Origin of the sequence: Stagnimonas aquatica, from assembly GCF_003730135.1 — a bacterium.
Lineage (GTDB): Bacteria > Pseudomonadota > Gammaproteobacteria > Nevskiales > Nevskiaceae > Stagnimonas > Stagnimonas aquatica.
In genome coordinates this window covers 973,411-985,318 of sequence record NZ_RJVO01000001.1, presented here as the reverse complement: position 1 = coordinate 985,318, position 11,908 = coordinate 973,411, and the positions used below count along the sequence as shown (strand labels likewise).

Annotated in this window: 9 protein-coding genes; 6 read left to right on the top strand and 3 right to left on the bottom strand. The window is 70.5% G+C overall.

All coding sequences use genetic code 11. The annotated features are described in order from the left end of the window. Positions 1-25 precede the first annotated feature (25 nt). The 5 genes from ED208_RS04290 to ED208_RS04270 all read left to right on the top strand — a co-directional run bounded on the left by ED208_RS04290 (position 26) and on the right by ED208_RS04270 (position 6,080). Entirely contained in the window at positions 26-1,108 is a 1,083-nt protein-coding gene (locus ED208_RS04290; RefSeq protein WP_123210703.1) for an HD-GYP domain-containing protein, read from the top strand. Positions 1,109-1,283: 175 nt separating this feature from the next. Further along, positions 1,284-2,162: a fatty acid desaturase family protein gene (locus ED208_RS04285; protein ID WP_123210604.1), complete on the top strand. Its 879-nt coding sequence runs from the start codon at positions 1,284-1,286 to the stop codon at positions 2,160-2,162. A 64-nt stretch (positions 2,163-2,226) separates the two neighbouring features. Further along, positions 2,227-2,718, top strand: coding sequence for a hypothetical protein (locus ED208_RS04280; protein WP_123210603.1), 492 nt, complete (start codon positions 2,227-2,229; stop codon positions 2,716-2,718). Beyond that, on the top strand, positions 2,715-4,049 hold the full coding sequence (locus ED208_RS04275; protein WP_123210602.1) for a GAF domain-containing protein: 1,335 nt from the start codon (positions 2,715-2,717) through the stop codon (positions 4,047-4,049). Before ED208_RS04280 ends, ED208_RS04275 begins: the two co-directional genes overlap by 4 nt. 219 nt (positions 4,050-4,268) lie before the next feature. Continuing rightward, a complete protein-coding gene (locus tag ED208_RS04270) occupies positions 4,269-6,080 on the top strand; it encodes a sensor domain-containing diguanylate cyclase (protein WP_158608428.1) in 1,812 nt (603 codons plus the stop codon). An 84-nt stretch (positions 6,081-6,164) separates the two neighbouring features. Here the strand turns inward: ED208_RS04270 and ED208_RS04265 are convergent, their stop codons facing one another. From ED208_RS04265 to ED208_RS04255, 3 genes are read right to left on the bottom strand one after another with little or no spacing between them, the layout of a single operon-like run. After that, positions 6,165-7,517 (bottom strand): FAD-binding oxidoreductase, encoded by a 1,353-nt coding sequence (locus tag ED208_RS04265; protein WP_123210600.1) that lies wholly within the window; start codon positions 7,515-7,517, stop codon positions 6,165-6,167. Further along, positions 7,514-8,347, bottom strand: a complete 834-nt coding sequence (locus ED208_RS04260) for a DAPG hydrolase family protein (protein ID WP_123210599.1) — start codon at positions 8,345-8,347, stop codon at positions 7,514-7,516. The genes ED208_RS04265 and ED208_RS04260 overlap by 4 nt, the downstream gene beginning before the upstream one ends. A 27-nt stretch (positions 8,348-8,374) precedes the next feature. Next, on the bottom strand, positions 8,375-10,741 hold the full coding sequence (locus ED208_RS04255; protein WP_158608427.1) for a DUF1302 domain-containing protein: 2,367 nt from the start codon (positions 10,739-10,741) through the stop codon (positions 8,375-8,377). A gap of 110 nt (positions 10,742-10,851) precedes the next feature. Between ED208_RS04255 and ED208_RS04250 the strand changes: the two genes are divergently transcribed. After that, positions 10,852-11,904: an AraC family transcriptional regulator gene (locus ED208_RS04250; RefSeq protein WP_123210597.1), complete on the top strand. Its 1,053-nt coding sequence runs from the start codon at positions 10,852-10,854 to the stop codon at positions 11,902-11,904. The last annotated feature ends 4 nt before the right edge of the window (positions 11,905-11,908 follow it).

The window sequence follows — 11,908 nt, the reverse complement described above, 5'->3', positions numbered from 1 at the left end:
GGCGCTCGGCCCCTGGGAGCAGGTTGTGGAGGTAGAAAACCGGAAGTCCACCATTCTCGTGGTCGCCGATGGCGCCGACCAGGGCGATGCCCTGCGCGGCCTGATCAGCCGGCTGGGTCCGCAGCCACTGTTCATCGGCCACCCGGAGCTGGGGCCGGTGCTGGAATTCCTCGACCCGCCGCCGGAGCTGATCCTGGTCGACGCCTCGGTCGCCGACTTCGACCCGGTGAGCATCTGCCAGCGCCTGCAGCGCAATGTCCGCACCCGCTTCACGCCGGTGCTGTTCTTCAACGCTCCGGCCAGTTCCAAGACCGAGCTGGCCGCCTTCGACGCCGGCGCCCAGGACTACCTGCGCGCGCCTTTCGACGTGGCGGTGACCTTTGCCCGTCTGCGCCTGCACCAGCAGCTCTACGCACAGAAGCGCCAGCTCGCCAGCCTGGTGCAGACCCGCACCCGCGAGGTGGCCAACGCCCACCTGGAGCTGGTGCGGCGACTGCGCGTCGCCGCCGAGTACAAGGACGACGAAACCGGCGCCCATATCCAGCGCATGAGCCGGGTCAGCGCCCTGCTGGCGCGGGCCGCCGGGCTCTCCGAGGCCGAAGCCGAGCTGATCGAGCAGGCCGCGCCCATGCACGATCTCGGCAAGATCGGCGTGCCCGACCGCATCCTGCTGAAGGCCAGCCCGCTGACCCCGGACGAATGGCGGGTGATGCGCATGCACCCCGGCATCGGCGCCGGCATCATCGGCAAGCACGACGCGCCGGTGCTGAAGATCGCCCGCCGCATCGCCCTCACCCATCACGAGAAGTGGGACGGCTCCGGCTACCCGCGCGGCCTGAAGGGCGAGGAGATTCCCCTGGTGGGGCGCATCGTCGCCCTGGCCGACGTGTTCGACGCGCTCACCAGCGAGCGCCCCTACAAGCCAGCCTGGCCGGTGGAGAACGCCGTGGCCTATCTGCGCGAGCAGTCCGGCAAGCATTTCGATCCGCGCCTCACCAGCCTGTTCCTGGAGCTGCTGCCGGAGGTGGCGAAGATCCGCACCGAGCACCCGGATCGTCCGGCGGCGATGTTCGACATGCGCTCGCGGATGAGCGAAACCCTGGTCTAGACGGGGTTTGCCGGGCGTCGAAGCCGGCGCGGTCGCGGCCTGCCCGGGTAGCGGCGCACCGCCGGGCCGGCCTTGCCCTCACAGCAAACCATCAGCAACCGCAGTTGACGGGAGCGGCTTTGCTGCGTCTAATAAACTGACCGTTTAATTTTTAGCACTGTGGAGGAGAAACCCCGTGCGCCCCAACGTCCCGGCTGCACCACGCCCCGGCGTGCCCAAAGACCCGCTCTACCAGGCACCCGCCATCGCCTGGCCCAGCCTCGGCCTGTTCGCGCTGGCGCTGCTGATCTGGGGCGGCGCGCTCTGGGGCGGCGTCGAGGGCCACCTGCACCCGGCGCTGGCGGTGGCCCTGCAAACGGTGGCGGCGTTCATGCAGTTCACCGTGCTGCACGACGGGGTGCACCGCTCGCTGCTGCGCGGCCACCCGCGCCTCAACGACCTGGTGGCGGGTGTCGCTGGCAGCTTCCTGGGCATCGTCGGCTCGGTGACCGCCTTCCGCTACGCGCACTTCGCCCACCACCGCTACACCAACGAGGCCGGGCGCGACCCCGACCTCTGGAGTGGCGAGGCGCGCTCGCCCTGGCTGCTGCCGCTGCACTGGGCCACCGCCGATCTCTACTACGCCTGGCTGATCCTGCGCGACCGCGCGCGCATCCCGGCCAAGGACCAGCTCGCCATCGTCAGCACCGTGGCGCTGATCCTGGGCGCCTACCTCACCGCCTGCGCGCTCGGCTATGGCCACGAGGCGACGCTGTACTGGCTGCTGCCCTCGCGGCTGGCGATCCTCTGGCTGGCCTGCGCCTTCAACTACCTGCCGCACCATCCGCACGCGGTGGAGCAGTCGCACAACCCCTACGCCGCCACCAATGTCCGTGCCGGCGGCGAGCCCTTGATGCGCTGGCTGTTCCTCTACCAGAACTACCACCTGATCCATCACCTGTTCCCCAGCGTGCCGTTCTACCGTTACCGGCGGATCTGGCGGCAGCGCGAGGCGGAGTTCGTGCGCCTGGGTGCGCCGGTGGTGCGCTGGTGGCGGCTGGAGACCGAGGCGTAGACCCGGGTGACACCGCGCGCGCCAGCGCGTTAACAGGCCCCAAGCCGCTCGCTATCATCCGGCGATGCCCTCCCGCGCCGCCGCCCTGACTCTTGCCGCCGAGCACCAGGCGTTCATCCAGGGCGGCGTGTCGATCACCGCCGGCAGCGTCAACGCCGAGCACCTGCCATCCATGGCACGAGCGATCGGCTGCGCGGTGAACGCCGACGGGCGCCAGGTGCGGCTGCTGTTCTGCCCGGTGCGGGCCGGCGGCCTGCTCGCCGACATCGCCGCCGGTGGCCGGGTCGCGGTGACCTTCTCGCAGCCGACCAGCAACCGCACACTGCAACTCAAGGGCCGCGATGCGCGTGTCGAGGCCGGCAGCGCCGAGGACGAGGCGCTGCGCGAGCGTTACGCCCGCGCCTTTGTCGCCGATCTCGCCAAGCTGCACTTCCCCGAAGCCCTGGTGCGCGTGCTGCTGCAAGTGCTGGCACCGGCGCCGGTGGCGGTGGTGTTCCAGCCCGAGGCCGCCTACAGCCAGACCCCGGGGCCGGGCGCGGGCGCGGCGCTGCCATGAAGCTCACGCTCGACGCCATCCGCGACTGCCTGGACGGCAGCATCCCGGGCACGCTCGCCACCTGCGCCGCCGATGGCACGCCCAACGTCACCTTCGTCTCGCAGGTGGACTACGTGGACAGCGAGCACGCGGCGCTGTCCTTCCAGTTTTTCAGCAAGACCCGCGAGAACGTGCTCGCCAACCCCGAGGTGCGGGTGACGGTGGTCAACCCGCTCAGCGGCGCCAGCTACCAGTTGCGGCTGCGCTACCTGCGCACCGAGAGCGCAGGCCCGCTGTTCGAGCGCATGAAGGCCAAGCTCGCCGGCATCGCCTCGCACGAGGGCATGGCCGGCGTGTTCCGGCTGCGTGGCTCCGATGTCTACCGGGTGCTCGACATCCAGCCGGTGCCCGGCCCGGTGCTGGCGGTGGAAGCACCGCGCCGCAACCTGCTCGCGGCCCTGCGTCAGGCCAGCGCCCGGCTCGCCGCCAGCCAGGAGCTGGACGCCCTGTTCGATCAGGCGCTGGCGACGCTGCGCGACTGCTTCGGCGTTGAACACAGCCTGCTGCTGCTGCTCGCCGAGGCCGGTGACCGCCTCTACACCGTCGCCAGCCTGGGCTACGCGCGCTCCGGCGTCGGCTCCGAGATCGCCGTCGGCGATGGCGTGATCGGTGTCGCCGCCCAGCAGCGCACCGCCATCTGCGTGCCACACGCCACCGCCGAATACAGCTATGTGCGCGCCCAGCGCGAGGCCGCGCTTGCGCTGGGCGGTGGCGAAACGCTGCCGCGCGAGATTCCCTTCCCCGGCCTCGCCGAGCCGCACAGCCAGCTCGCCGTGCCCATCGTCGCGGGCAGCCGCCTGCTCGGCGTGCTCTACGCCGAGAGCCCCGAGGACCGCCGCTTTGGCTACGACGACGAAGACGCGCTCTCCGCCTACGGCGCCCAGCTCGGCACCGCCATCCAGTTGTTGCAGCAGTCCGCCGCCGAAGACGAGGGCGAGCCCGAGACCGCATCACCACGCCCGCTCGGCGCGCCGGTGCAGGTGCGCCACTACGCCGCCGACGACAGCATCTTTCTCGGCGAGGACTACCTCATCAAAGGCGTGGCCGGCGCCATCTTCTGGAAGCTCGCCAAGGCCCATGCCGAAGGCGGCCGCGTCGAGTTCTGCAACCGCGAGCTGCGCCTGGACGCGACGCTGCGACTGCCGGAAGTCGGCGACAACCTGGAAACCCGCTTGATCCTGCTCAGCCGTCGTTTAGCCGAGCGCTGCGACTACCTCGCCATCGAGAAGACCGGACGCGGGCGGTTCCGCTTCAAGGCGACGCGGAGTTTGCGCCTGGTCGAGGCGGGGTAGCGGACGGCCGGCGTCCCGGCGCGGACGTTCGGCACTAGCCCCTGCCGGGGCGGCTCCGCTATTGTTCAGACAGCCGCTAGGGGCGGCACCAGAAGCGATTCTTCAAGGGATGGGACCAAGCTCGGTAACCGTAGACGGCCCCGTGCCGTCATCGGGTCCGTCACCGAGCCGGGATCGACGATGCGCCAGCATCGGAGCGGCAGCTCAGGGGAGGCGGGGATGAACAGCACTCAGCTTTCGGAAGCTCACCACCACCAGCGGTCCCCGAGCGACTGGCTCGCGCTTCAGGCCTCGCTGGACTGGCCTTCCGCAGGGCTTCCTCCGTTCACCGAGTGGGAGCCTGCCCTGCTCGCGGTCATGCGACTCGTCGCCCACGCCTCGGCGCCGATGATCCTGATGGTCGGCCCTGAAGGCGTCCTCGCCGCCAATGCCGAAGCACAGTCGCTGCTCGCCGAACCCGGCTCGGCGATCAACGGACGATCCGTGCTGACCGCGCTGCCCGGGTTGGCGCCGTTCTATTCCGCCGTGCTAAAAAAAACGCGGCGCGGTGAAACCCTCCACTTCAGCGATCAGCCAAATCCGCTGAACAGTGACAGCGCCTCCGCCACGCGCTGGTTCAACCTGGACTTCACCCCGGTGACCGCCACAGCCGGAAACGTGATCGCCGTGCTCGGCACCGCCTCGGAAGTCACCCCGCACATCCGGCGCGTCCAGGGACTGTCGGACTCGGAACAACGTCTGCGCCTGGCGCTTGAATCCTCGGGCATGGTTGGCATCTGGACGCTGGATGTGCGCACCCGGACGAGCACCGCCGATGCCAATGTGGCTCGCATGTATGGCCTGTCTGAATTGGATTATCAGTCGGGCGTGGACAGTGCGCTCTTCATTCAGGCCATTCATCCCGATGACCGCCCCAAGGTGAACAAGGCGCTGGGCGATGCCTTGGCGACGGAAACGCCGTACCGCTGCCGCTACCGGGTCGTGTCGCGGGAGGGCGGCGTGCGCTGGGTCATCACCTCCGCCAGACCCGCCTACAACGAGCACAAGCAGTTCGCGCGGATGCTGGGCGTGGTGATCGACGTCACCGACCAGATGGAAACGGCCTCGGCGCTGGCCGACAGTCGCTTCCAGTTTCAGACCCTGACGGAGACGCTGCCGCAGATCGTGTGGAGCTGCGACGCCGAAGGCCGGCACGACTATTTCTCGGCCCGCTGGAGCGAGTTCACGGGAATCGAGCCAAAGGACATCGTCGAGAACACCTGGAAACAACTGGTCTACCCCGACCACTGGCCGATGGTCTCGACGGTCTGGGACAAGGCGCGCACGACTGGCGAGCCCTACGACATCGACTACCGGTTTCGCCACCGGTCTGGCGAATACCGCTGGCTAAGGGTCATGGCGCTGCCGATCCGTGACGAGCTGGGGCAGATCACGCGCTGGTGCGGCACCAGCACCGACGTGCACGACAACTACCTGATCGCCCAGGAGCGCGAAAAGCTGCGCGCCGAACTGGAGCGCGTGGCCTCCGAGGACCAACTGACGCAAGTCCTCACCCGTCGTGCCTTCATCGGCCGCGCCACCGCCTTCATCACAGCGAACGACGCGGCGCTGATGCCGGCGACGCTGCTGATGCTGGACATCGACTATTTCAAGTCGATCAACGACGCCTACGGACATCCCGCCGGAGACAAGGTGCTCGCCATCGCGGCAAGGCGGATCCTGGCCTCGACCACCGCAACCGATCTGGTCGGCCGCCTTGGCGGAGAGGAGTTCGCCGTTCTCCTGCCGGCCTGCTCGCGACAGCAGGCCGGCGGCGTGGCCGAGCGGATCCGCGAATCCATGGCCGGCGATCCGATCACGCTCGGCGAGGGCCTACAGGTCACGGTCACCGTCAGCATCGGCGCGGTGAGCATCACGATTCCGGGGCAGGATCTGGATCAGCTTCTGCAAATCGCCGACAAGGCGCTCTATAGCGCCAAATCCGCCGGACGGAATCGCGCGGTGTTCGGCGAAGCCCAGGCGCTGCCCTGACTCCGCCCGGTGACGGCGCCGCCAGCGGCCCCGATGCCGGATCGTCGGCGCGAGCCGGCAGCACCGAACCCGGGGCTGGCCGCGTCAATCCACCGCTGGCGGCCGCCCCATCCAGCTGTGGAAGCGCCCCTCGGGATCGCGCTCGGCGCGGATGCGGTCGAGCCGCGCCAGATTGGCCTCGGCCATGAACCGCGCCGGCCGGCGGCCGAGGTTTTCGTCGGCGAGTTGGATGCCCTTGCCGTGCGCCGCCATCGCCTGCATGCGCTCGGTGGCCCAGTTGCCGTAGCGGGCGTCGTCTTCGGCCTGGCGCCACTCGCCGTAGACGGCGAAGTAGCGCTTCGCCTCCAGCGAGAAGGCCATGTCCGGCCGCTGCGCCGGCGGGTGCCAGTTGAGCCAGAGCGCGTGGCTGGGTGCCGGCGGCAGGCTGTCGGCGACCGCGCGCAGGCCGGGCAGCAGGTCTGCCACCGGCGCGTCGGTCCAGAGGTTGTCGGCGCACCAGCGCATGCGCGGCGGGAAGTGGGTGATCGAAGCGCCCCAGGACATCATCGCGGTCGATAGCGGCAACAGCGGCGTGGTCAGATGCGCCTTGCGCCGTAGCGGGCTGCGGCGGACGAAGTCGACCATGGCGCTGGCGCGCGCGCGGCTGTCGGTCATCACCGGCGCCAGCACCTCGATGCCGGGCGCGAACAGGCCCATGGCCTTGGGCGTCAGCAGGATCTGGAATTCCACCTCGCGCGCCACCTCGGCGCCGACCGCGTCGGCCCAGGTGAACACTTCTTCCAGATGCCGCATGGCGAACACCTGCGCCAGCATGCCGGTGAAGCGCGGGCGCGGATGCAGGCGCAGGTGAAAGCGCACCACCACCGCGAAGAAGCCGGGCCCGGCGCCGCGTGCGGCCCAGTAGAGATCGGCGTTCTCCTCGGCGCTGGCGTGCACCAGGCTGCCGTCGGCAAGCACCAGGTCGAGGCCGATCACCTGCTCGCAGCCGAGGCCGTAGACGCGGCTGCTCCAGCCAAAGCCGCCTTGCAGCAGAAAGCCGCCGAGGCCGACATCCGGGGCGTGCGCGACCGGCATGAACAGGCCCTGCCGCTTCAGCGCGTTGTCGAGATCGACACACCAGCCGCCGGGGCCGACGCGGGCGATGCGCTGGCCGGCGTCGATCTCGATGCCGCGCAGGCGCGAGAGGTCGAGCAGCAGGCCGTCGGGCCGCAGATGGTTCTGCGCCCAACTGTGGCCACCCGAGCAGACACTGATCTTCAGGCCCTCGCGGCGCGCCCGCTTCACAGCCGCAATCACCTCGAAGACGTCGTTGGCCTGCACCATGAGTTTTGGCCGGTGGCCGGGATCGCGACCGCTGAAGCTGGTGGCGAGCACGGCGGCGTCGAAGCCCGGCTCGCCGCGCTGCCAGACGCGGCCCTTCGTGGTCGGGCGCTTCATGCCCGGCTCCCGGGCCCGAAGGCGGCATGGAGCGCCGGCAGGATGGTGGCGAGATGGCCCATCTCCTGGGCGTCGTGGACCATCAGTGCCTGCGCCTGTGCCGGCTGCACCGGCTTCAGCCGCGCGGCGAGGCGGCCGAGCGCGGCGCCCAGGCGGTTGTCCCAGCCGAACGGCCGCACCTCGGCGCCACCGAGCCAGAAGCGCGAGCGCATCTCGGTGCCGCCCGGCACCGGCCGCAACTGGTGCAACAGCCAGCCGGAATACAGCGGCACGCCGGCGATGACCATGCCCAGCCGCGCGCAGATGGCGACCTCGCCGCGCTCGGCGAGGCGGCGCTCGTCGAGGCCCATCGCCGAGGGCGCGACGAAGCCGACGCTGGCGCGCACCCGCTCCGAACCCACGTATTCCTCGACTTCGGAGACGCGCCCGACGTAGTTCGGCCGCTCGCCAGCGCCGTCGCGCCAACCGACATCGAGATGCGCCTGCGGGTGCCAGAGCTTGTAGCGCAGCGCCTCGCTGCCGTGCCAGGCAAACCACCAGTCCCACATCGCCGGTGCGACGCCGGGCATCGGCGTCAGCACCGCCAGCCGGGCGCCGCCTTCCGGGGTCAGCGCGTAGCCGGTTTCCACGGCGTGGTAGCCCTCGTCCTGAAGCCGGTGCGCCTCGCTGACCGGCGGCAGCAACTCGGTGGCCAGCGCGCCAACCGCCAGCGCGGCCCGCAGCGGCTCGGCCAGCGGCGCCAGTGCCGGACGGTAGTAGGGCGCGTAGGGGCTGCTGGCCAGCGCCTCGGCGTCGTAGCCGAGGTGGGTCGCGGGGCGGGAGGGACTCATGGCGGGTCTCGTCGGAGGAAGGGGGGTTCAGAAGGTCCAGCGCAGGCCGGTCTGCACGCAGTCGCGGTCGCGCAGCAGGTTGTAGGCACCGCCGCCGAAGAAGGCCGAGTAGCCGAGCGTCCAGCTCCAGCTCGCGCCGAAGCGGGTCTCGACGGTAGCGATCAGGTTCTTGCGGCCGGCGACGAAGTTCTCGCCGGGGCCGGGGGCGGTGCCCTGCACGTCGTGCATCCACACCAGCGAGGGCGCCAGGCTCACGCCCGGCCAGACACTCTCGTAGCGGAACAGGCCGATCAGCCGGTAGCCCCAGGCGAAGGCGTCGGCAAAGCCATCGCGCTGCTGCTGCGGGTTGAAGCGCAGGCCGTCGCTGCCGAGCAGGCCGGAGTTGGCGCGCGCCGAGCCGTCGGCGCCGCTGCCATCGACGCCGGCGCTGGCATGGGTGAAGGTGCCCGGGCCTTCGATCTGCAGGCGATCCAGGCTGGGCAGGCCGAACACCTGGGTGGCGCCCCATTCGCCGATGGCGAGGATCTGGTCGGCGCCGAAGGGATTGGCCGGCCCGAACACCCAGGTGGCGCCGAGGTTGTACTGGGCGGTGGCAAAGGTTTCCCAACCGCGGATGTATTCGCCGGGCTGATAGCTGAGCGGGTCCTTGCCGCGATAGGCGCTGACGAAGTCCGGGATCGCCCGGCGCGCACCGGGCAGTTGCGCCACCACGCCGATGCCAGGCAGGCCGACGTCGAAGCGATCATCGGCGCCGCCGCTGCCGCTGCCGCGCGGAAAGCTGCTTTGCAGCGCCGCGAAGCCGAGATCGGTGTCGTCCACCTGCAGCGGCGCCTGCGGCCGGTAGGCGATCTCGCCCTGGATCGACATCTCGCCGACGGTGGTGTTGAAGCTGAAGCCGTAGAGGGCGATGTCCTCCGGGTATTCGAGCCGGGCGCGGATGGTGTCGATCGGCAGGGCGTTGCCGTTGGTGCCGATGCGCTGGTCGCGCACCGCTGGCGCCAGACCAACCGGCAGCGCGCTTTCCAGCACCAGCGGCGCGTCGGCGCCAGGGCAGGCGGCGAGCAGGGCGACCATGTCGGCGAGGTACTTTCCCGGCCCCTCGGCGGCCGGCGTCGGCGCGTTGGGGCCGCTGGCGCAGCCATAGTCGCCGGCATAGAAGCTCAGGTAAGGCAGGCGGCTGTGGTAGCGCCCGGCGTAGAACGCCAGCGTGGTGCCGCTGCCCAGCCACTCGGCGTAGTACTGCAAGGAGACGCCGAACTGGCCGCCGTCGCGGGCGCGGTGCTCGGGCAGCAGGCTCGGCGTGCCGTCGGAATCGGTGAGCGCGGAGAGCATCAGCTCGTCGGCGATGGCGACCCGCTCGGGATTTTCCGCGACCTTGCCGAAGCCGAGATAGAAGCGGTCCGCCGCGTTGCCGGAGCCGACATCGACGGTGGAGAAATAGGAGCCGGGCGGGGCGATCTCCACCGGCTGCCAGCGGTACTGGTAGAAGGCTTCGAGCGTCAGCGGCTCGCTGAGCGCGAGGCTCAGGCGCAGCGCATCCACCGGCGGCAGCACCTCGCTCAGCTCCAGCGCGCCCGGACGGTACAGGGCGTTGACGTTGGGCGGGCTGAAGGTGTTGAGCGAGTTGACGATCAGCAGCGTGCTCTCGCCCCAGTTGATCGACTGCCGGCCGAGCTGGATGCCCAGCTCGCGGTCGCCCGGCAGCGGCAGCCTGGTGCTGAGGTTGAGATCTAGCAGGCGGGCGTCGAGGCCGAGCTGGCGGTCGGCGGCCGGGCTGGCGGCGATCTTCAGCGCATCGCCGCGCGCACCCCGGCGCAGGCCAGTGCGTTCGACGTAAGCCTGGCTGCCGGCATTCGGGTGCCAGACCGCGCGGCCCTCGTTGACCGGGTCGAAATAGGCGTTGCCGCGCGCGAACAGGGTGAACTCGCCCCAGCTCAGCGTGAGGTCGCTGTTGAGGCGCGCCAGCGCCTGGGTGAGATCGCCGGGCTCGAAGTTGAGGTTGCCGTCGTCGGCATTGCTGGAGAACTGCCCCGGCGCGTCGATGGCGGCCTGGTTGGAGGCCGGCCCCTCGCCGACGTAGCTGTTGAGGTTGAGCGCGCCCGGCGCATGGCTGGGGTCGGCCTGCGAGAGGTGGGCGATGCAACTGGTGCCGGCGCCGTTGGGCGCCAGCGGGCACAGCTCGGGATTGAGGTTGGCCTTGCCGACCAGATCGTCGGCGCGCGCCTCCACGCGCCACTGCGCGCCCAGTTGCAGGCCGGTGTTGAGCACCGCCCGCAGGCTGTCGCCGCCCAGATCCCAGGCGCCTTCCAGCGCCCGCGCCGGCGCGCTGGCGGCCAGCATGGCCAGCAGCCAGGCCGCCCGCCGCGCGGTCGTGCCGATGTCGTGTTGGATCATGTCCTCTCTCCCTGCACCTGGGCCGGCATGTTCGGCAGGCGTGCGGCGCCGGTATTGGCCCGGCGCGCCAGGCATTGACCGCGCATGCCAGGCTGTGATGACCTCCGGCGATGTCCCCGCCCGCCGACGGCGCCGAGCCGCCCTACCTGATCGCCGCCTATCTGCGCGCGCTGTTCGACTACCTGCGCCAGCAGGCGCTGCCGCTGGCCCCGGTGCTGGCGGCGGCCGGCTTCGACGAGACCGCGTTGAGCGACCCCGACCGGCGCATCGAGGCCAGCGCCGAGGAGCGCGCCTTTCTCGCCGCCGAGCAACTCAGCGGCGACGCCAACATCGGCCTGCATGTCGGCGCCAGCCTGCGGCCGACGCATTTCGGGCTGCTCGGCCACCTGATGCTGACCTCGCGGCAACTGCACGAGCTGTTCGAGCTGCACGGCCGCTACGCGCAACTGGTCGGCAACGACATCAGCGCCCACTACCGGCTGCACGGCGAGGAGATGTGCCTGGAGGTGCAGGTGCATCCGGCGCGTGGGCTCTATCACCGGCACTGCACCGAGTCCAACCTCGCCGGCTGGATCAGCACCGCGCGCTGGCTGGCCGGGCAGGCGCTGTCGCCGCTGCGCATCGAGTTTCCGCATGCGGCGCCGGCCGACACCCGCGAGCAGGAAGCGCTGTTCGGCTGCCCGCTGAGCTTCGGCGCCGAGCAGTTGCGCGTGCATTTCCCCGCGCGCTACGCGGCGCTGCCCCTGTTGCACGGCGACAGCAGCCTGAAGCAGACCCTGGAAGTCGAGGCGCGCCGCCGCCTGCTGGCGCTGCGTGTCGAGCAGAGCCACGGCGACCTGCGACTCGCGCGCATCCGCCAGCATGTCGCCGACCGTCTGCCGCACGGCGCGCCGGAGCTGTCCTCGGTGGCGGCGGCGCTGGATCTCTCGGCACGCAGCCTGCAACGGCAGCTCGACAGCTTGGGCACCAGCTACACCGGGCTGGTCGAATCGGTGCGCCAGGATCTGGCGCGGCGCTATGTCGATGACGCCTCGCTGTCGCTGGTGGATGTCGCACTGATGCTCGGCTTCGCCGAGCAGAGCAGCTTTCAGCGCGCGTTCCGGCGCTGGTTCAACATGACGCCCGGCGAGTACCGACGCGCGCAGATCCGCCAATCCGTGTAGCCGT